The organism is Streptomyces sp. NPDC055287, from assembly GCF_053646035.1.
Genome location: NZ_JBSHNE010000072.1, coordinates 1 through 18398, shown reverse-complemented (window position 1 = coordinate 18398; position 18398 = coordinate 1). Strand labels below are relative to the sequence as shown.

The window sequence follows — 18398 nt, the reverse complement described above, 5'->3', positions numbered from 1 at the left end:
TCGTCATACGGCTGAGCGGCCTCGGGCCGGAACACGATCGGCTTCGACTCCGCCTTGACCCTACGCTTCGACCCCGGCTTGCCCAGGTTCCCGGCCCGGATGTTGGCCTTGAGCACGGTATACGCGTCGCGGGTCTTCTTGATCACATGCTGGGCGGCCTGCGCCCCCAGCCCCCGCACCTTCAACTCGGCATAGGTGTACTTGCGCAGCTCGTACTCACGCGGCACGCCGCGCTCGAACGCCACACCGGACACCCAGCACGCGGCTTCGTTCACCGTACGCAGGGTCGCCGACAGCGCGGCGGCCTGCTCGGCCTCCGGCAGCAGCTTCACCTGCGTCACAATCTTCATTGCGAGTGAGCATAACGTTGACCTATGTCACCACGCTGGGCCAAACCCAACATCCGCAGGGGCCGTACCGCCCGTGCTCCGGTGCGGGTCAGAGCAGTCCAGCAAATCGATTCCTCCCGGCCCTGAAGGGCCGGGGTTCCTCGCTAGATCCCTCTGAAGCGGGCGCGGCCGAGCAGCACCGCGATGGGGTGGCTTGGCACAACGAGCCTGAGGGCCGATGCCGCTCCCGGCCCGCCCGCCAGGGCCTGGCCGGGAGCGCGGCCCTTTGCCCCTCCCTAGGGAGCTGCACCAGTATCCGCACCTCGGTGCCAGCACGCAATCACCCGGGCACAGAGCGTGTCGGCGTGCCGCTCTCCACCGGCATCGCCACCCTCGTGACCTGCGTCGGCACAGTACCGGCCGCCCCCAGCCGACTGTCGGAGCTGGAGCAGCAGCTCCATCCTTTCAGCGAGAGCGGCACCTCCTTGTGGCACACCTCCGGGTACGCCCTGACGGTCCTGGTCGTACTTGATCAGCGAGTGCTGGACCCGGTCGTCCACCACCGCACAAGCCAGTAGCTGACGGCAGGGGGCACGGTGACGGCGCCGGCCGGGCTGCCCAATCTGATCGCCTGATGCCTGCGCAGCGGGGCCGAACAGCGAGCAGGATCTGCAACTCCCGCCTCAGGCCGCGTCACTTGGATCTCACGGAAATTCCGGCCAAGGCGGCGTGGCCTGCCACTACCTCCCGGTGTCGTGGGGTCAGTGCAGTCGCTGCACGGAGTCCCAGGGCTGGAGGCATGGGGCCGGCAGGGCGTGAGCATCTGTGCCGGTTGTCCGTTTGGGCCTTCTGCTGTTCTTGCCGGTATGAGTCGGGGCAGGGTACGTAACTTGGTATATGCCGAGGCGTTATGCGGGTGCCATCTCGCGCTCAGCTTGTTCATCACAGGAGGGCGCGGCTCGCTCGCCGTCAGAAACTAGTGGCAGAAACAGGGACTCTCATGACGAACACCATGCTGTTGATCACCATTGCCTGCGCTTCGGCATGCACCGTGCTGTGGACAGTCTTCCCGTCCCCGGCCAGCCGGACGCGACACGTCGATGCTCTCGAGCTGCGGCGCTACCGCCAGTTCAGAGCGACACTGACCAGCCCTGGCTCGCATCCAGCAGGCTCGCCAGCCGCAGCGCAACACGAAGAGACGCCCCACGGTCACGACTGAACCCCTCTCCGCCGGTGCAGGAGGCCAGAGGCGGCCCGTATACCTCAGCCGCCTGCAGAACCGATTAACCACTAGGCTGAATTACTCCAAATGCGACAACGCGGCCACCCGTTTGCCGCGCATCCCGCCCAACCAGTGTGCCGTTGGACGGATCATGACGGAGTTAAGCCCCCTGGCCACCCCAGGGCCCCACCCGCTCAGCGCCAGGGACACCAAGCGCACGGTTCGCATGGGCCTCTGGACTTTCACCCCGACCGACGGGCATCCCATCTGGGGAACCAGCGCGACCCTGCACGACACAGAGCGGCGCATCGCCCTGCGGCACTCCGCCACCCTCCTCGAGAACCTCCTGGCCCAACTGGAGATCATCGAGGCCAACCTCGGCGCCGACGACGGGCATGACAGTCAGCTCAGCCGGCGAGCCGGTCGTGGCTGAGTCGCGCGGACGTCACAGCCGCGTCGATCCGCCCACCCCCGCCAGCCCTGCTGGCAGGTGGTCCCACCCGACGGACTCGCAACCACAGGCCGGTGGCTGGGAGCGCCCTACGACCTTGGTCGAGCAGCTGGACGTGCACTGGGATCCGGCGGAAGAGCTCGCCTACCTGCTGCACGAAGCCATCGAAACCGAGACGACCGCCAGTCCCCCGCCCGCGGATGCCGACGAGTCGCCGGCCACCGAAGGCGCCGGCGCTCCTCTGGCGGGCCTGGCCGAGATCACCGCCGAGCTGGCTCCCCTGCGCCCCTCCCCCTCCCGGCGCCGCCGCGCGCCCCGTAAGAGGAGACGGGCGATGGGAGCGCTGCGGACAGCGAGCTTCCTTCTCGCCGCGCTCGCCGCTGTCATGGTTTCCATGGTCTGCGTCTTCAGCGGCATGGTCGCCTACGACCCATTGCGCCACCTCGCCAAGTACCGCACATCCGCCGGAGTGGTCGGGTGCTGGCCGCTGCTGGTGTACGGGCCGTGGACGGTCGCCTCACTGTCGATCCTGCGCGCCGCCCTGCACCGGCGCCGCGCGGCCCACTCCTGGGCCGTCGTGCTGCTGTTCTCCACCGTGTCCATGCTCCTGTGCGTAGCCCAGGCACCGCACACGCCGGTGGACGCGGCAACCGCCGCGCTTCCCTCACTGGCCGCCCTGGCCTGCTTCCAGCAGCTGGTCCGGCAGATCACCCTCACCCGGCCACCCCGCCAGGCCAACCCCCGCCACCGCGACCGCAAGTCACCGGCCCGGCGACCCGCGCATCGCACCCGGACCCCGTCGTGACCAGCCGGTGGGCACAGTCGCCCGCAGAGCTCCCTCGGGCCGGGTGATGTGGATCAAGTGGGGGCCGGCCGCTGCAAGCTGCCCTCGACGGCCGAACCGACCGCGGCCATGCAGGAAGAGCAGCAACGTTCCCCGACTGCCTCGCCCCCCGTGCGGGGGCAGCCGACGCTGGGCGCGTCAGCTGCCGCCCGCCCACAGAGCGCGGGTTCTCACCGCCTTGCTGATCACGTGCCAGACCAGGCCGCCAAGGCCGGGTCCTCGGCGTGCATCTCGTGCATCGGTGTGCCCTCCAGGAAAACCAGCCAACGGGGCCCGCGCCCGCTTGACGATGAGAAACCACCGAGCCCGGACCGGCGAATCGGCATACGCCAGCCAGAGGATTGCCGGGTACTCGCACTGACCGAACCCCGCCCCAGGTCTTCCCCTACCCTGCCCCCGCCGGCTCGGGGACACCAGGTCAGGCGGCGGAGCGTGCGAGTGCCCTGCAGCGATACACCATCTGCCCCACTGGCAAGCCCCAGGCGGAGCGCGAGTTGAGCGCTCTGCTCAACGACCGTTTTGGTTCCCGCACGGTGGGGGCCTGCGGTGAGCTGTCTGCAGGCCGGCTGAACGTCTCAGGAGGGTTAGGCCTTGGGGCGCTTGGCGCCCTTGCGGCCGTCGGCGAGGTGCTCGAGCAGCTCGGCAGGCTCCGGCCGGATGCTGCTGCCGAGGCAGCGGATGCGGTATGGGCCCCTCCGGTCTTTCCTCGGTGAGGCGGATGATCACCCTGACGCGGTTCACCCAGTCACCCGAAACCGCAGGACCGCCCCGTGAAACCGGAGGGTGATGCGGAACCTGCGTCTCCGGCGTCGCGTCGAGTTCCGGATCGATGACAACGCGGACATCAGACAGGTAGCCCGTGGCAGGGCAGACGCACCACTCACCATGGATGCCCACCGCTCACCACCAATGCCATGCAGACTCACCACTGACGTCAGCGCGGCGGGTGTCACGCCCACCGTCGATCCCAAGCCGGTTTGCCCAGCCACCGGACCCAGGGCTTGCCCGAGGCCGTCCCGGGGGCTTGCCCGGCCGATCGGTCACCCGCACGGCCTCCACCTGCCGACCGATGGAGTGAGAGACCGTGCCCAATGACGGTGCGGCGGGCCGTATCCGCCCGCAGAGCCTGCACAGTAGAGGAGACTCCAAAACACGTTTTGGGGCGCAGTCGGAGCCCTGGACCAAGCCCGTCACGAGCCGTCCAGGGCTTCGGCTTGTCCGCGGCGGTGTCAGCACGCTTCCGCAACCGCGGCCCCGTTGGCCGGACGGTCAGGCCGTTGTCCGGCCGGTGCTTCGTCAACGGGCAGCGATCCCGCACGGACGCGGGCGGGTTGGCGGGGGCCGTAGTCAATTCGCAGACGAACGGCAGTAGCCGAACAGCAAAAAACTGCCCAGCCTCGACGGGACGGTCAACTGCCCAGGGGCCGCGTGTGCTGACACTCAGGAAGCGCGTCGGGCAGCGCCACTCCTCATGCCAGGGCTACCACGAGCATCGCTGACACGACTGTGCACGCGGCAACCGACAGCATCACCATCCGCGCCAGGTCTGCCACCCAGCCGTCCACGGACGGCACCGAGGCAGCCGACTCATATGCGTTGTTCGACACGGCGGACTCAACGGCCGCACTTGCGTGCGGGCCTGGGGCGCTGTCCTGCCACAGCTCGGCACACCAGACGCAGTCGTCGTCTGCGTGCGGCGGCGCATCCAGCCAGTACGCGCCCGGCAGCGAGGCTCCGTTCACCGGGACGGGGTCGTTTCCGAAGGCCTCCATGCGCGGCTTAACGTTTCAGCCCGGCCACCGGCACCGCCCGGTACCCATTCCGCAACCCCACCGTCACCGCCCCGTTAGCAGCCAACGGGCTTCGCTCTCTTCCCCCGGCCACAGCGGCCTGCGACCGCGGCCGCCGGGTACCCCGCCGGCTGGAGCTGCCTCCCCGGCGCCGGGGACAGCAGCGTCCACTCAACACCGCCAGGTCAGAACAGCCCATGCAAGAGGCTCGCAGCCGGTGATGAAGCGAAGCCAGTCCGTACGCCGACACACGGGTCCTGGAAATGAACCACGGTCAGAACGGATCTTCCGCCGGGTGCGGTCAGGTGCCGGCACGGGGGCAAGCAGGGGCGCAGAATGCCGGGAAGCAGCCAGAGCTCCAGCTTCATGGCAAGGGGTGGGATCTCACCACACCCTCGCCAACGAGGCCATCAGCGTTCTCGACACCGGCGGCAAGACCATCCACACCTCCCCCCTGTGCAGAAGCGATTAACCATTAGGCCGAATTACTCCAAATGCGACAAGGCGGCCACCCGTTTGCTGCACACCCTGCCCACCAGACATGCCGTTGGACGGATCATGACGAAAGCAAGCCCGCTGGGCACCCAAGGGCTCCACCCGGTCGGCGCGAAGAACACTGCGCGCGCCGTTCGGATGGGCGAGTGGACCTTCACCCCGACCGACGGGCATCCCGACTGGGGAACCCACGCCACCCTGCACGACGCAGACCAGCGCGTCGCCCTGCTGCATTCCGCCGCCCTTCTCGAGAACCTCCTGACACAGCTGGAGCGCATCGAAGCCGACCTCGGCGCTGAGCGCAGCGGCCCGGGTGCACATGACGGGCACCAGCTCAGCCGGCAGACTGCTCGTGGGTGAGTCGCGCGGACGTCACAGCCGCCTCGATCCGCCGGGCGAACAGATCGCTGGACGCGTCGCCACGGTAGCCGCGGATCCGTTCAGGAGCGATGTACTCCATTGAGCCGATGAACCCCCGGACGCGGTCAGCGCCGTGTCGGCCCGGTGTATGGCGATCCCGAAGTCAGGGAGCAGTACGTCGCCGGCGCCTGTCGGCATGACGTTGGCCGGTTTGACGTCCCGGCGAGCTATGCCGCCGAATGCGCCGCGCTGAGCGCCCCGAGAACAGCTGCGCCGATCCTCGCGGCGTGGTCTGGGGCCCCTGCGCCTCGAGCCGCTCAGCCAACGAATGCCCGTCGACCTGTTGCAAACGGGGGCGGGTGGGCATGTTGCTTGGCATGCTGCTGACAACGGGGGGTATCAGGTGGAGTCGGTAGAAGGTGTGGCTGCAGCGGCTGTTGGGGTTCTGGCCTCGATGATCACCGGTGCGGCGACCGAGGTGGGTTCCAGCACTGCGCAGACGGTCAGCGAGATGGTCCGTCGAAGACTGGGCGGTTTCGACGAGGGCCGCGCCGCTTTGGCTGATGTGGACGCCAGTCCGACGGATTCGGCATCGATCGAGGGCTTGCGGAGCGCCCTCCAAGCTGCGATGGACTCCGACGCCGAGTTCGCCGGCAGGCTGGCGCAGGCGTTGGGGAAGGCAGGCCCCGAGTCAGCCACCTCGACCTCCTACACCCACAGCATCGTGATCGGAGGAGCCAGATTACGTGGCAGCAACATTTCCATCGGTCCGTTGACCATCACGAACACCCGTACCGCACGCTTATCCCTGGCTTCGGCGGCATTGGCCGTTCTCATCGTGCTGGCCATGGCTGTCTACGGCACCATACGTCTCGTCGTGCCTGAGGACACTGTTGGCACACCCCGCGGCACCGCGAAATCCGCAAGCTCCTCACCGCGCGAGTCCGGGCCGAGTGGGAGCGCCGACTCCGCCTCAGGAGCCGCAGGTGCCTCTGTGCCCCTGACCGCAGCCCAGATCAGGAAGATTCCCCCGAACGATGAGAAGAGTCTGCCCCTGGGCTGGCCTCCATCGCTCGGTCAGCCCCTCTTCGATTACTGCGGCACCGCCAGCAGCTGCTTACCTCGTCAGTTCTATGGACAGTGGAGATACTTCAATGCCACGGGAGTGTACGAACGGCTGAGCCTGGTGATGTCCACGTTCGACACTTCAAAGGGGGCAAGCGCCGACTTCAGGAAGACACTTCCCAAAAGCGGCTCCTGCGATTTCCTGGACCTGCCTCTGCAGGATGTCGGCGCGAACTCCTGGACGGCGTGTACGAAGGCCGAAGGCGATTACACAGAGTGGGCCATGGTGCATGTCGGGACGGTTGTCTTCTCGGTAGACATGTCGTTGTCCTCTCCCATCCCGGACGGAGCACTTGAGGCGTTCACTCGAGCTGTGGCCGAACGTGCGCGCCAGGCTCAGGAGGGGAAGACCCCCACGGCGGTTGTCGACTGGTGAAGGGCCCGCACTTCCTGGGCAGTCAACTTGACCCGGCCCTAAAGGGACCGGGCTTGGAGGTAGCGCCCAACTGGCTGATGGGTTGGCTCCTCCGTCCTGCCACCCGTTATGGGGTGGCTGGGACGCGTGACTCACGCCCCTCAGTCCACACGGTCTTGCCCTTGCGGGCGATGTTGTGGGAGGCGTTGTCGTCCGCGTGCATGAGGGCCCCGCAGCACCGGCAGGCGAACGTCGCTTGATCGACACGGTTTTTCCGGTCGATGTGACCGCACTCGGAGCATTGCTGGCTGGTGTACGCCGGATCGACGTAGACCAGCGGCACCCCCGCCCGCTTGGCCTTGTACTCGATGTACTGGCCGAGCTGGTGAAAGCTCCACGAGTGCAAAGAGGTCCGCTGGTCCTTGCGGAGCCGTACCCGGCTGCGGACGCCCGTCAGGTCTTCCAGGGCGATACCGGAGCCGGTGCGTTCAGCGGTGGTGACGATGCGCTGGGAGACGATGTGGTTGACGTTGGCGGTGTGCCGGGCTTCCTTGCGGGAGCGCTTCTTCAGCAGGCGCTTCGCCGCCTTGGTGCCCTTGGCCTGGAGCTTCTTCCGCAGGTCTTGCTGTCGTTTCCGGTGCCGGTTCAGGCCACGCCCGGCAGCCCGGTAGCCGGCGGAGGTGGTGGCGATGTTGACGATCCCGAGGTCCACGCCGACGAACCCGTCCGGCTCGTACGGTTCGGCCTCGGGCACATCGCAGACGGCGATCAGGTAGAACACGCCATCACGTTCGATGAGATCGGACTCGCCCTTGCGGTGCTCGCGGAGCATGGTGAGCGCGTCCGGGGAGCAGGCGAAGCGGACGTTCTTGAGCCGTCCGGCTGTCGTCCAGATCGACACCGTCCCAGTGTCGTACTGCCACGACAAACACCGGTCGTCATACGGCTGAGCGGCCTCGGGCCGGAACACGATCGGCTTCGACTCCGCCTTGACCCTACGCTTCGACCCCGGCTTGCCCAGGTTCCCGGCCCGGATGTTGGCCTTGCGCACGGTATACGCGTCGCGGGTCTTCTTGATCACATGCTGGGCGGCCTGCGCCCCCAGCCCCCGCACCTTCAACTCGGCATAGGTGTACTTGCGCAGCTCGTACTCACGCGGCACACGGCGCTCGAACGCCACACCGGACACCCAGCACGCGGCTTCGTTCACCGTACGCAGGGTCGCCGACAGCGCGGCGGCCTGGTCAGCCTCCGGCAGCAGCTTCACCTGCGTCACAATCTTCATTGCGAGTGAGCATAACGTTGACCTATGTCACCACGCTGGGCCAAACCCAACATCCGCAGGGGCCGTACCGCCCGTGCTCCGGTGCGGGTCAGAGCAGTCCAGCAAATCGATTCCTCCCGGCCCTGAAGGGCCGGGGTTCCTCGCTAGATCCCGCTGAACACAGTCAGCACCGTAACTCGAAGGCCACCGCCACTGTTATGTCTGGTGACGCACGTATGAATCCGTCCGGCATACGCGCGCCCCGTTGGGGCCCTGGTGGACCGCGCCTGGCCCAGGGCCCCAACGCTTCGCACACCCGCGCCGAACGGTGGCGGTGCGCAGGACCGGCAGAGCTCCGGTGCTTCAGCGTCGCAGGAAGCTGAAGATGGCGTTCTCCTTGCGCCAGGTATCCGCGTCCGCCTTCGCCTCCTCATGTGCGCGGTCCTCAGCCTCTGGCGCTTCCCCCTCCTTGGCCTGGGTCCGAAACGCCGCAGTCACCATCAGGCGGTGCGGATTCCCTGCGGTCAGTGCTGGGGCAGACCTCACGGCTGTGGGTTGGGTACGCCCACGCGGCGGCGAAGGAGGACGCTGCGCACTGCACGGATCCTCATCCGGGAGGTGAGCTGCGCCGAGTACGACCGCGTCCCCACCACTTGTGCCGTTCCTCCGGCGGATCAACGCGAGGTGATCCGTCCCCGATGGAGTCAGCCCGTTGGCTCCTCCCCTGACGCCTCAGCTCCGCGACCACCTCCGGCCACGTGCTGCTGAGTGTGGCGTTGCGGTTTCGGTGGAGCATGGCTGCTGCGTCGTCAGGGCGATCAGATTATACGAGCGAGCGGAGGAGGGCTGCGGCCACCGACCTGTCCTTTGAAGTGCGGGGTCTTGGTCGTCTCCGGGCCGTGGCTCCTGCGCGGGCGCCGGCCGTAGCGGTCAGCGGTTGAAGCACCATCCGGGAATTGCGGGCAGGGTGGCGGCGGTGAGGGGCACGGCGATCTGGCGCGTGGGCGCGAGGTCGTCGACGAGTCGGCGCAACGCGGCGAGTCGTCGAATCCGCCGGCGGACCGTCCGCGGCGGGAGCGGTGCGGTGCGCACGTCCCGGACGGCCTGGCGGACCACCGCGCCCGCACGGCGGCCGGCTCGAGCGGCTGACGGCCGTTGCGGGCGAGCGCGGTGAACCGTCGCACCCCGGGCGCACACCGAGATCCTCGAGGACTGCGGAGCACCTGTTCCGCCAGGGGTCTGGCTGTCGGACCAGAAACCCGGCGCGACAGCCTGAGCGAACAACAACTCGCCGCCCTCGGACTCAACTGGGAGACGTGAAGGGCTCGGGGCCCGACCGACACCGCGGCCGGGACCCGGGAGGCCATGCCCAGTTCCACTCACTCCTCACACGAATGCCCCCAAGACTCAGTCTCAACCCGGGCATTCTCCGAGGCACGCCGGCGTGGTGCGGGAACGGAGGCTGGACGGATGGCCCCGCACCACGCCTGACTGCGAGCGCCACCACAGGCACCTGCTCATCAGCGCCCCACCTCCAACGACCCTGCCCTGACCGATACGACGCCGCTCACCACGCTTCACCCGACCGGCCCGTAACCCGGAATCCACCCGCGATGTTGAGCCGGTCGAAGCGTGCCGTCCGCGGACTTCGGATCGCGCGCTCCGGGGGCCCCAACGGACCGGGGCCCCCACCCCAAGCCGCACCACCGCAGAGCCGGGTGGCTACGGGTGCCCACAGGACACGCCCCCAACAAGCCGTGACTCACGTCGCTCGGAGACCGGGCATCCGGGCAGACAGTGGCTCTGATGCGTGCTGGTCATTGTTCCTCCGACACGTTTTGTGCATATCCGTCCCTCACGGACTCGCGTCGTGAGGCCCTGCCCGCTCAGGGCCCTCACCCCTCCTACCGGCCGGCAACGCGTGTGCCTCTCGCGCCCCCTGCCCCGCCGGGCTCCGGGGGAACACCATGGAGCTGTGGCTTCCTCGGACGAGCAGGATCGGGGTGCTGCGCGAAGTCCACGGCCGGCTCGACGGCTTCACCACCCTCGTCATCGAGCGGCACCGCCGACGACGCCGCCGAGGACAACGGCGGGAGTGACGGCGGCACTCTGGAACGGGCGCTCAGATACGTAATCGTCTGTATCTGTTGCCGATTGGCCGTTCCTCAGCCAGCGCCGTCGCGCGTCCACCGGTAGAACTCATGGGCCATCGCGTCCTCCGGCCCGTGCCAGGTCTGCGGGTTGTACGGGCTGACGAAGGCGGAGAGACGATTGCTGATGTCACGGAAGGCCGGGAGTGCCGTCACCTTCGAGATCTCGGGTCCGGGGGGCTTCTCGGATTCGATCAGGTGGAGGTAGACGTCGCCGAATTGGAAGAGGGTGCGCCGGGCGACTCCGACGAGGTGCGGCAGTTCGCCGGCGTCGGAGGTCGTGAACAGCTTGGCGATGTCCGGGGCCGATTCCGGCGCCATGCGGGCGACGATCAGAGCTTGGTGCATCAGGGGCTTCCCTTCGTTGGCCGACTCCGCAGGCGTCAGGGGCGGCCGGGGAGCAGGGCAGGCCACGTACGGCGCGCCCGGGGCGGTGGCTTCGATCGAGCCGGTCAGGGTGTAACGGCGGCGGTACGGCTGTCGCGGTCGCGCTGTTCGATCCTGTCCCGGATAAGCGCCATCTGAGCTCGCGAGTTGCGGTTGATGTTGTTCGTCATCCAGTCGTCGTCAACCGGGGCGTTCGGCTTCATTGCGAAGTCCTGCTGCCACCGCATCCGGGTGCCGCCCGGGACCTGCGCGTACTCCCATCGGATGTCCATGTGGGCGAAGGGGCCCGTCTCGATACGGTGGGCGCGGACCTGTAGGCCCGCCCGGTCGGTTGTCCGCTCCGAGACCCAACTCCAGACTGTGCCCTTCTCGTCCGGGTGCATGGTCAGGCGGAACCGTGTGGTGTTCCCGCTGCGAGCGAGGATTTCGACCGACGCGTACTCGCTGAACAACTGGGGCCAGCTCTCCAGGTCGTTGGTCATGTCCCAGACGAGGTCCAGCGGCGCTGCGACGATGATTTCGTTCTCGGTGTGTCCGGGCATGTCAGGCTCCACTCATGAGGCTGTCGTTGACGAGGTCCAGGAACTGCCGGGGGGTCTTGCACTGATCCGCTTCGGGGGGCAGCGGCCGGCCGTGCCGGTTCTCCAGCTCGCCGACGATGCCGAGCAGGCCCAGCGAGTCGAGGCCGTACTTATCGAATGCGGCGTCGGGATGTTTCGCCAGTTCGGCCGGGTCGACGGTGATGCCGGCGCCCTTCTTCATCAACGCGGCGAGTTCTTCGGTGGTCAGTTGATCAGGCACGAGGGACTTCTCCTTGTCACGGGTTCTCATGTAGGGGTGTCGGGGGCTTTCCGCAGCACGAGTGCCGCGTTGGAGCCCATGAGTCCACGGCTCAGCACGAGTGCCGTTCGCAGCTGGGCGGGGCAGGCAGCGTCGGTCACGACATTGAGGTCGTGGCAGATGTCGAAGACGTTCGGTGTGGGAGGAATCAGGCCGTGTTCCAATGCCAGTACCGCGCAGGCTGTGTCGAGCGCGGGAGCTCCGCAGTAGGCGCGGCCGATTCCGGTCTTGGGCGCTGTCACCGGCACGCGCAGGCCGTGGGGGCCCAGCGCGTCGGCGATCGCCAGCGCTTCGGCGCGGTCGGCCTGCGGCACGCCAAGCGCATCAGCGAAGACCACGTCGATTTCTTCAGGCGGGCAGTCGGCCTCTCGCAGAGCGCCGCAGATCGCGCGGGCGAGTCCCTGCCGGGACTGCTCCCACTGGGAGGGTCCGGTGAATGTAGCGGCGTGGCCGCCTACTGAAGCGCGGATCTCGGCGCCGCGGCGGCGGGCCGCCGTCTCGTCCTCGAGCACGAACATCGCGCCGCCTTCGGCGGGGGTAAAGCCGCAGGCGTCGGAGGTGAACGGCCGGTAAGCGCGGGTCGGATCCTTGTGGGTGCTGAGGGCCTCGTACCCGAGCTGGCAGACGACCGAGTACGGTGCGAGGGGGGCTTCCGTTGCGCCGACTACGACCGCGTCGGTGCCGCGTCGGATGGCCCCGGCGGCGATTGCGAAGGCGTCGAGCCCGCCGGCCTCGTCATTGGCCACGACGCCACAGGGACCCTTGAGACCGCGGCGGATGGAGATCTGACCGGTGCTTGCGGCGTAGAACCAGGCGATGGACTGGTACGGTCCGACGAAGCGAGGTCCCTGGCTCCACAGGCGTTGCAGTTCGCGTTGTCCGAACTCGCCACCGCCCGACCCGGCGGCGGTCACCACCCCGACGGAGAAGGGCGAACCCTCGTAGTCGGCGTGAGCGAGCCGGGCGTCTTCCATGGCGAGATCCGCAGCAGCCATCGCGAAGTGCGTGAACCGGTCGGTCTGGACGAGAAAGCGCTCCTCGATCAGCGCAGCGGGCTCGAAGGCGGGTACCTGCCCCGCGACGCGGAGCGGCAGCTGCTCGCACCCTTCGCGGATGACCCGGCCCAGGGTGCTGACACCCGCCTGTGTCGATTTCCAGAAGGCTTCGGTGCCGATCCCGTTGGGGGCGATGGCGCCGATCCCGGTGATCACCGGGTTGCGGGCGTGCCCAGGGCTCATGAGGCCCTCACTTTCGGCCGGGTCAAGACGACTGCGGACTGGAATCCGCCGAACCCGCTGCCGACCGAGAGCACACTGCGCAACTTCCGTGGTCGAGCGGTACGCGGTACGTAGTCCAGATCGCACTCGGGGTCGGGGGTCTCGTAGTTCGCTGTCGGTGGTACCACTTGGTGGGCCATGGCCAGAACACAGGCCACCAGCTCGATGGCGCCGATGGCGCCGAGCGAGTGGCCGACCATGGACTTGATCGAACTCATGGGTGTGTCGTACGCGTGATCGCCGAGGGAGCGTTTGACCGCGGCCGTCTCGTGCCGGTCGTTCTGCTTGGTGCCCGAGCCGTGCGCGTTGACGTAGTCGATCGCCGTACGGTCGACGCGGGCATGGACGAGCGCAGTGTCGATGGCCCGGGCCATCTCCAGGCCCTCGGCGGTCAGACCAGTCATGTGGTGCGCGTTGCCGAAGGTGGCGTAACCCCCGATCTCGCAGTAGACGCTCGCGCCTCGGGCCCGAGCGTGTTCCATCTCCTCCAGAACGAGGACGGCACCGCCCTCGCCCAGGACGAATCCGTCCCGGTCCGCGTCGAACGGCCGAGAGGCGTGGGCCGGGTCGTCGTTGTTCGGGGACGTCGCCTTGATGGCGTCGAAGCACGCCACCGTGATGGGAGAGATCGGAGAATCCGAGGCGCCGGCCACGCAGACGTCGACACTGCCTTCCTGGATGGCGTGGAGGGCGTATCCGATGGCGTCGAGCCCCGATGTGCAGCCAGTCGAAACGGTCTGCACCGGGCCGTGGGCGCCGACCTGTTCGGCCACCGCTGAGGCGAGGACGCTCGGCGAGAACGCCCGGTGCAGGTGCGGTCCAGCGCGCTGGTGGTCCACGTCCCAGCGGGCGCCGGAGCCGCTGACGGCGACGTAGTCGTGCTCGAGACGGGTGGTTCCGCCGACGGCAGTGCCCAGCGTCACTCCGATGCGCCAGGGGTCCTCCTCCCCGGGGTCAAGACCGGCATCGCGTATGGCTTCCCGGGCGGCCACGAGCGCGAACTGGACGTACCGGTCCGAGCGCGCCATCTGGTCCTGTTCGAGGCCGTGGGCCGCGGGGTCGAAGTCGACCTCCGCGGCGATGCGCGAGCGAAACCCCGCCGGGTCGAAGAGGGTGATGCCCCGAGTGGCCGTACGGCCGTTTGCGAGCAGGTCCCAGAAAGCGGGGGCGCCTACTCCGCCCGGGGCGACGATACCGACCCCGGTAACCACCACCCGCCGGGTCATGGAGCGACCTCGGTCCTCTCCTGCGGCCCGGCCTGCTCAGTCCTGCCGGTGTGCTCGGTGTCGACGTGCCCGAGCTCGGGACGAGGGGCGAGCGGGCCGAGGTGGAAGACCATCCGGGCCTCCGTGTTGCCGACGTTGCGAAACCGGTGGCGCACGTTCAGTGGGATCAGAAGTCCCTGGTCAGGTTGCAGTTCGTGCGTCTGGCCGTCCAGATCCACCTCAAGGAGGCCGCTCACGACGTACACGAACTCCTCGGAGTACGGATGATAGTGCTCACCGATGCGCTCACCGGGCTGCACGATGGCAAGCCCCATGAAGCCACTGGTGGCACCCACCGTGGCTGGGGTGAGCATGGCACGCAGATCGCCTCCACGCCGCTGGTTGGGTTTCGTATCAGTGAGCTTCACGATGCGCGCTCTGCATTTGGTCAAGGCAGTGCCTCCAGGTGCGTTGCTGCGGCGGCTTGAAGACGTGCCGCGTAATGGGGGCGAAAGGGCGAGTCAGGATTCCGGCGACGCGCACCGGTCGGTGATCAGCTGCATTTCGGAGGCCGCGAGGAGTCTCGGCACGTCCATGCCGAGGACCGGATCACCATCACTGCCACTCGTACCGCCATCCGTACCGTGGTCGAGCAGCCGGGCGAGCGTGGCTACCTCGTCGTCTCCGTCGACGCCGAAAGCCAGGGAGGGGTGTGCGTCGAGCCGGCCGCGCACATCGATGAGCCGTACGACGATGTTGTCGCGCTGGAAGACAGTGCTGCTCGCGACGGGGTTGTCGGGGTCTTCCGCCGCCGCTTCGTCCTGCCGGGCCAAGAGCCGGGCCAGGGCCATCCCGCAGCCCTCCTTGGCCTGGTAGTAGAGCGCCTGACGCGCTGCGCCGGCGAGGCCCTGTCCGTCGGGGGCGATGTGGTGCACCGCCGGAAGAGCCGCGCGGGTGAAGAACATCCGGGCGGACTCCGGATCGTCCAGGTCCCGGTCCTGCTCCAGGTACGGGTTGATGGCTTCCTCGACGGCCCTGATCTCGGGCTGCCGGGCCACGTGCCGAAGGGCGGCAAGAAGGTCACCCTGCACCTCGATCGCCCGAACAACGCGATTGCCGTGCATGAAGAGCGAGGTACGGCGCAGCCGTGTGTGCTCGTCGACCTGGGCCGCCGGGGAGGTGTACCCGGCGAGGATCTCCGCGACGGCTTGTTCGCTGCCAGGTCTGACCGTGAAAGTAAGAGCATGGCGGACGATGCCGTCCCCGAGCCGCGGCGTTGCCTGGAGCCGGCCACTGGACAGCTCTGGCCTCTCATCACAGGCCCGTCCGGTCTCCCGCAGGACGCTGTAGCGAAGCGACCGCATGTCACGTACACAGGCGCTCAGCGGCTTGACCGTCTCGACGTGCTCTTCACTGTTCACCCAGGCCAGAAAAGGCGGTGCGCTTTCCCATTCGCTGGTGATGAGCCACTGTGACGGGTTCTCGAACGACTGGCACAGTTGGTCGCTGACGTGGCCGGGAACCGCCGCGACGTGGTTGCGCAGATGGTCGTACGCCTCCAGAAACTGCTGCTGCGCGTCGTCGTGAAGGTCTAGCAGCAGAACAACCCGCAGCCGTGAGCCGTCGAAGGCAGACTGCGATACCCGTTCGGACAGGGCTGTCATCTTGCACACTCCTCATAGTCAACGCGCGGCCGCGTGGCGTGCCCTCGTCAGACGCCAGGTGGGGGCGCTGACCACAGCGGTGGCTTTGGGGCGAACAGCGCCCGTGTCGCGGCCCCCGCAATCGATCGTGACCCTTTGCCACGAGGGGCGCGAGAGTTCAGAACCAGGTGGGTGAATGTGCGACCGAACCTCTCCAGCACAGGGCATGGAGAATCCATCCCTGCCGGCACGAAGTAAGGAGCGATGTGGAAGAGAACGTCGACCACCGGGTGCCCGTTCTGGTCGTGGGAGGGTCCCTGGTAGGCCTGTCCACCTCCCTGTTCCTCGGCCGCCACGGCGTTAGACACATGGTCGTCGAGAAGCACTCGGCCATCTCTGAGCACCCGCGCGGACGTGGCATCAACGTCCGCACAATGGAGCTGTACCGGTGCGCCGGCGTGGAACCACGGATCAGACAAGCCGCTTCGGTCCTCGCAGAGAACAACGGCATCCTTCAAGCCAGCTCGCTGACCGGCGACGACCAGAAGTGGCTGGTCAAGGATATCGATGCCAGCGGCGCGCTCGCACGCTTCAGCCCTACCGCGTGGTGCCTCTGCAGTCAGAATGCCGTCGAGCCGGTCCTGATGTCCCGCACGCGCGAGGGCGGCGCCGACCTGCGGTTCTCCACCGAGCTGCTGTCCTTCTACCAGGACGCCACGGGCGTCACCGCAGTGGTGAAGAACCGGGACACCGGCGAACACAGCACCATCCGCGCCGACTACCTCATCGCGGCCGACGGCCCGCGCAGCCCCGTCAGGGAACAGCTCCGCATCGGTCAGCAGGGCCGCGGCGCCCTGTTCCACAACGTAAGCGTCACCTTCCGCTCCCGGCAGCTTGTCGACGTAGTGGGCGACCAGCGATTCATCGTCTGCTACCTCACCCGCCCCGGAGCAGACGGGGCGTTGCTACCGGTGGACAACCAGGGAACGTGGGTGTTCCACCTACCCTGGCACCCCGAACAGGAAGAGACACTCGAGGACTTCACCGACGAGCGATGTGTCGAACACATCCGCAGAGCGATCGGCACACCGGACCTGGACATCGAGATCACCGGCAAAGCTCCCTGGCACGCCGCGGAACGGATCGCCGAACGGTACTCCAGTGGCCGGGTCTTCCTCGCCGGGGATGCCGCCCATGAAATGTCCCCCACCGGGGCGTTCGGCTCCAACACCGGCATCCAGGACGCCCACAACCTCGCCTGGAAACTCGCGGCCGTGCTGAACGGTTCGGCCGGCTGCGGACTGCTGGAAACCTACGAGTCCGAACGCCTGCCCGTGGCACGAGCCACGAGCGAGCGCGCATCAGCCCGCTCAGCAGAGCACAGCCACCCGGGCTACGCACCCCCCGTCTCGCCAGGAGGCTCGAGACAAGGAGGGATCCTCCCGGTGGTCATGGGATACAGCTACCCTAGCGGCGCCGTACTGGGCGTCGATCCCGAACGGCTCGTCGTGCCCGAAGCGATGCGCCTGACGGGTGACCCGGGTACCCGTGCTCCCCACCTGTGGGTCAACAGATCAGGGCAACGGATCTCCACCCTGGACCTCTACGAGCGGTCGTTCGTCCTGCTCAGCTCCGAAGGAACTCCGTGGCGCGCCGCCGCGAACAGGGTTGCCGAGCATCTGTCTGTACGGCTGGATGCCTACGAGATCGGTGCTGGTCCGCAAGCAAGCTTGACCGTTGAGGACGGGGTGGATTGGGCACAGATGCACGGCACGACGACCGAAGGCGCGCTACTCGTACGCCCGGACGGCTTTGTCGCCTGGCGGACAGCGGCCGCCGAACCCAACCCAGAATCACAACTCCACGAGGTCATGTCAATGCTGCTGCGCCGGACCTGACGGTCTGGGGCAGATCGGTGCCGGGGGGGGAGGCCGGATGGAAGCGTGACCGGAGGGGCCTGCACGGATCGACACCGGCGACATCGACGTCTTCCTCGGCCTGGACGTCGGCAAGGGCGAACACCACGCCACCGCCGTCACACCGGCCGGGAAGAAGGCGTTCGACAAGCGCCTGCCCAACACAACCCAAGCTCCGCGACCTGTTCGCGAAACTCCAGGCCAAGCACGGGACCATGCTGGTGCGAAGTGGCCGACCCAGTCTTCGCGCGCCCGGGCCGGCCGCGCGCTCTTCGTACGCCCCCACCAACAGTCCGCCAAGGCACCACGACGCCCACACCATCTGCATCATCCACATGGCGTTCTCGGCAGCCGCCCCACCCGCATTGTCGCCACTCCGCCTGATCAGCAGCGCACACCGCCCGAATCGCTTCGCCGCAGGTCTGATGTTTCTCAGCTCAGCCACGGGTTGCCGAACAGAGGCCGGTATTCATCCGGGAGTTCGTTCAGGATCAGTGCGATCCGGTCCGAAGGAAGTTCATCGGCCAGGAAGGCCAGCACCGCCTCGGCGTCCCAGCGAGCAGCCTCGAGACTAACCTCGATCGTTCATGAGTCCTCGTCGGTGTGCTGACGGGGACTCTGTGTTTGCGAGGTGCGGGATTTCGGGGGCTGGGGCAGGTTGGCGGCCCGGTTGTCGCGTCGGGTGGGCGCCGGGTTCCACTTTCCCGGTGTGGTGGTGCGGATCGTTGGGGCGGTCGGTGTGGCT

At 67.7% G+C, this 18398-nt stretch carries 17 protein-coding genes and 2 pseudogenes; 8 read left to right on the top strand and 11 right to left on the bottom strand.

Annotated features, from left to right (window positions below; all coding sequences use genetic code 11):
- Positions 1–350: pseudogene (locus tag ACWIHY_RS38325) on the bottom strand (RNA-guided endonuclease TnpB family protein); the annotation flags it as partial.
- Positions 351–694: 344 nt separating this feature from the next.
- On the opposite strand from ACWIHY_RS38325, the gene ACWIHY_RS38320 reads away from it, so the two are divergent.
- The 3 genes from ACWIHY_RS38320 to ACWIHY_RS38310 all read left to right on the top strand — a co-directional run bounded on the left by ACWIHY_RS38320 (position 695) and on the right by ACWIHY_RS38310 (position 2807).
- A complete protein-coding gene (locus ACWIHY_RS38320) occupies positions 695–907 on the top strand; it encodes a hypothetical protein (RefSeq protein WP_454381277.1) in 213 nt (70 codons plus the stop codon).
- A gap of 795 nt (positions 908–1702) precedes the next feature.
- Positions 1703–1984, top strand: a complete 282-nt coding sequence (locus ACWIHY_RS38315) for a hypothetical protein (protein WP_454381275.1) — start codon at positions 1703–1705, stop codon at positions 1982–1984.
- 115 nt (positions 1985–2099) lie between these two features.
- On the top strand, positions 2100–2807 hold the full coding sequence (locus ACWIHY_RS38310; protein WP_454381274.1) for a DUF2637 domain-containing protein: 708 nt from the start codon (positions 2100–2102) through the stop codon (positions 2805–2807).
- Between the two features lie 1508 nt (positions 2808–4315).
- On the opposite strand, the gene ACWIHY_RS38305 is transcribed toward ACWIHY_RS38310, so the two are convergent.
- Positions 4316–4618, bottom strand: coding sequence for a hypothetical protein (locus tag ACWIHY_RS38305; protein ID WP_454381272.1), 303 nt, complete (start codon positions 4616–4618; stop codon positions 4316–4318).
- A gap of 576 nt (positions 4619–5194) precedes the next feature.
- Here ACWIHY_RS38305 and ACWIHY_RS38300 point away from each other — a divergent pair.
- Both ACWIHY_RS38300 and ACWIHY_RS38295 read left to right on the top strand, forming a co-directional pair.
- Positions 5195–5491: a hypothetical protein gene (locus ACWIHY_RS38300; protein WP_454381271.1), complete on the top strand. Its 297-nt coding sequence runs from the start codon at positions 5195–5197 to the stop codon at positions 5489–5491.
- A gap of 328 nt (positions 5492–5819) precedes the next feature.
- Positions 5820–6992 carry a hypothetical protein gene (locus ACWIHY_RS38295; RefSeq protein WP_454381270.1) on the top strand — a complete coding sequence of 391 codons (1173 nt, stop codon included), beginning with the start codon at positions 5820–5822 and terminating at the stop codon, positions 6990–6992.
- A 106-nt stretch (positions 6993–7098) separates the two neighbouring features.
- On the opposite strand, the gene ACWIHY_RS38290 is transcribed toward ACWIHY_RS38295, so the two are convergent.
- Entirely contained in the window at positions 7099–8256 is a 1158-nt protein-coding gene (locus ACWIHY_RS38290; protein WP_454381269.1) for an RNA-guided endonuclease InsQ/TnpB family protein, read from the bottom strand.
- Positions 8257–9165: 909 nt separating this feature from the next.
- Positions 9166–9327, bottom strand: coding sequence for a hypothetical protein (locus ACWIHY_RS38285; RefSeq protein WP_454381268.1), 162 nt, complete (start codon positions 9325–9327; stop codon positions 9166–9168).
- Positions 9328–10202: 875 nt separating this feature from the next.
- On the opposite strand from ACWIHY_RS38285, the gene ACWIHY_RS38280 reads away from it, so the two are divergent.
- Positions 10203–10334, top strand: coding sequence for a hypothetical protein (locus ACWIHY_RS38280; protein ID WP_454381267.1), 132 nt, complete (start codon positions 10203–10205; stop codon positions 10332–10334).
- Positions 10335–10400: 66 nt separating this feature from the next.
- On the opposite strand, the gene ACWIHY_RS38275 is transcribed toward ACWIHY_RS38280, so the two are convergent.
- The 7 genes from ACWIHY_RS38275 to ACWIHY_RS38245 all read right to left on the bottom strand — a co-directional run bounded on the left by ACWIHY_RS38275 (position 10401) and on the right by ACWIHY_RS38245 (position 15758).
- Positions 10401–10733, bottom strand: a complete 333-nt coding sequence (locus ACWIHY_RS38275) for a TcmI family type II polyketide cyclase (protein ID WP_454381266.1) — start codon at positions 10731–10733, stop codon at positions 10401–10403.
- A 104-nt stretch (positions 10734–10837) separates the two neighbouring features.
- Positions 10838–11314 carry an SRPBCC family protein gene (locus ACWIHY_RS38270; protein ID WP_454381265.1) on the bottom strand — a complete coding sequence of 159 codons (477 nt, stop codon included), beginning with the start codon at positions 11312–11314 and terminating at the stop codon, positions 10838–10840.
- A gap of 1 nt (position 11315) precedes the next feature.
- Entirely contained in the window at positions 11316–11603 is a 288-nt protein-coding gene (locus ACWIHY_RS38265; protein ID WP_454381264.1) for an acyl carrier protein, read from the bottom strand.
- Positions 11600–12850 (bottom strand): ketosynthase chain-length factor, encoded by a 1251-nt coding sequence (locus tag ACWIHY_RS38260; protein WP_454381263.1) that lies wholly within the window; start codon positions 12848–12850, stop codon positions 11600–11602. The genes ACWIHY_RS38265 and ACWIHY_RS38260 overlap by 4 nt, the downstream gene beginning before the upstream one ends.
- Positions 12847–14115, bottom strand: coding sequence for a beta-ketoacyl-[acyl-carrier-protein] synthase family protein (locus tag ACWIHY_RS38255; RefSeq protein ID WP_454381262.1), 1269 nt, complete (start codon positions 14113–14115; stop codon positions 12847–12849). Before ACWIHY_RS38255 ends, ACWIHY_RS38260 begins: the two co-directional genes overlap by 4 nt.
- Positions 14112–14546: a cupin domain-containing protein gene (locus tag ACWIHY_RS38250; RefSeq protein WP_454381261.1), complete on the bottom strand. Its 435-nt coding sequence runs from the start codon at positions 14544–14546 to the stop codon at positions 14112–14114. Before ACWIHY_RS38250 ends, ACWIHY_RS38255 begins: the two co-directional genes overlap by 4 nt.
- Positions 14547–14615: 69 nt before the next feature.
- Positions 14616–15758 (bottom strand): SchA/CurD-like domain-containing protein, encoded by a 1143-nt coding sequence (locus ACWIHY_RS38245; protein WP_454381260.1) that lies wholly within the window; start codon positions 15756–15758, stop codon positions 14616–14618.
- 245 nt (positions 15759–16003) lie between these two features.
- Here ACWIHY_RS38245 and ACWIHY_RS38240 point away from each other — a divergent pair, with 245 nt between their 5' ends.
- Together ACWIHY_RS38240 and ACWIHY_RS38235 are read left to right on the top strand one after the other, a co-directional pair.
- Entirely contained in the window at positions 16004–17635 is a 1632-nt protein-coding gene (locus ACWIHY_RS38240; protein ID WP_454381259.1) for an FAD-dependent oxidoreductase, read from the top strand.
- Positions 17636–17702: 67 nt separating this feature from the next.
- Positions 17703–17895, top strand: a pseudogene (locus ACWIHY_RS38235) (IS110 family transposase); the annotation flags it as partial.
- Positions 17896–18398 lie beyond the last annotated feature (503 nt).

Coding starts and splice junctions, on each gene's coding strand:
- ACWIHY_RS38315 (WP_454381275.1), top strand. CDS start 1,703: ATGACGGAGTTAAGCCCCCTGGCCACCCCAGGGCCCCACCCGCTCAGC.
- ACWIHY_RS38305 (WP_454381272.1), bottom strand. CDS start 4,618: ATGGAGGCCTTCGGAAACGACCCCGTCCCGGTGAACGGAGCCTCGCTG.
- ACWIHY_RS38300 (WP_454381271.1), top strand. CDS start 5,195: ATGACGAAAGCAAGCCCGCTGGGCACCCAAGGGCTCCACCCGGTCGGC.
- ACWIHY_RS38295 (WP_454381270.1), top strand. CDS start 5,820: ATGCCCGTCGACCTGTTGCAAACGGGGGCGGGTGGGCATGTTGCTTGG.
- ACWIHY_RS38290 (WP_454381269.1), bottom strand. CDS start 8,256: ATGAAGATTGTGACGCAGGTGAAGCTGCTGCCGGAGGCTGACCAGGCC.
- ACWIHY_RS38280 (WP_454381267.1), top strand. CDS start 10,203: ATGGAGCTGTGGCTTCCTCGGACGAGCAGGATCGGGGTGCTGCGCGAA.
- ACWIHY_RS38275 (WP_454381266.1), bottom strand. CDS start 10,733: ATGCACCAAGCTCTGATCGTCGCCCGCATGGCGCCGGAATCGGCCCCG.
- ACWIHY_RS38270 (WP_454381265.1), bottom strand. CDS start 11,314: ATGCCCGGACACACCGAGAACGAAATCATCGTCGCAGCGCCGCTGGAC.
- ACWIHY_RS38265 (WP_454381264.1), bottom strand. CDS start 11,603: ATGAGAACCCGTGACAAGGAGAAGTCCCTCGTGCCTGATCAACTGACC.
- ACWIHY_RS38260 (WP_454381263.1), bottom strand. CDS start 12,850: ATGAGCCCTGGGCACGCCCGCAACCCGGTGATCACCGGGATCGGCGCC.
- ACWIHY_RS38255 (WP_454381262.1), bottom strand. CDS start 14,115: ATGACCCGGCGGGTGGTGGTTACCGGGGTCGGTATCGTCGCCCCGGGC.
- ACWIHY_RS38245 (WP_454381260.1), bottom strand. CDS start 15,758: ATGACAGCCCTGTCCGAACGGGTATCGCAGTCTGCCTTCGACGGCTCA.